The organism is Candidatus Hydrogenedentota bacterium (genome assembly GCA_016791475.1).
Lineage (GTDB): Bacteria > Hydrogenedentota > Hydrogenedentia > Hydrogenedentales > JAEUWI01 > JAEUWI01.
Genome location: JAEUWI010000174.1, coordinates 1 through 791, shown reverse-complemented (window position 1 = coordinate 791; position 791 = coordinate 1). Strand labels below are relative to the sequence as shown.

General features: G+C 63.7%; 1 protein-coding gene. It reads left to right on the top strand.

What is annotated here, in order from left to right; genetic code table 11:
* Positions 1-791, top strand: a 791-nt coding sequence (locus tag JNK74_28530) for a DUF1549 domain-containing protein (GenBank protein MBL7650134.1), incomplete at both ends; no start/stop codon positions are given.

Below are 791 nucleotides of genomic sequence, written 5' to 3'. Positions count from 1 at the left end.
CAGCGACGAAATGCCGCCGAAGTCGCCGCTCTCGGCGGCTGAAAAAGAAATGCTCGGCGATTGGATTGCCTCGGGGGCAGATTGGGGACGCGAGTCGATTGATCGGTTTCGCTACACCAGCGACGTGCGGGCCGGCTACGATTGGTGGTCGCTGCAGCCGGTGGTGCGCGCCCCGGCGCCTGCGGTCAAAGATGCGAAATGGCCGCGAAATCCGGTCGATGCCTTCGTCCTCGCAAAATTGGAAGCCGAGGGGCTTGCGCCCTCGCCCGAGGCGGATCGCCGAACGCTGTTGCGCCGACTCGCGTTCGATCTGACGGGCCTGCCCCCCACGCCCGAAGAGGTTGCCGCGTTTGTTGCCGACGCCGATCCTCAAGCTTACGAGAAGCAGGTCGACCGTCTGCTGGCCTCGCCCGACTACGGCGTGCGCTGGGCCCGCCACTGGCTCGACATCGTGCGCTTCGGCGAAAGCAATGGCTTCGAATATGACGAGCCGCGGCGCAACGCTTGGCCGTATCGAGATTGGGTGATTACGGCGCTGAACCGCGATCTGCCTTTCGACGAATTCGCGCGCCAACAATTGGCAGGCGATGTGCTGGCGCCCGATGACGCGGAAGCGATCAAGGCGACGGGCTTTCTGGTGGCCGGCGCCTACGATACGGCAGGCCAGAATCAGCAGAGCGACGCCATGAAGGCGGTCGTCCGTCAGGATGAATTGGAAGACATCGTCGGCACGACGTGTCAGACGTTCTTGGCGCTCACTGCCAATTGTGCGCGCTGCCACGACCATAAGT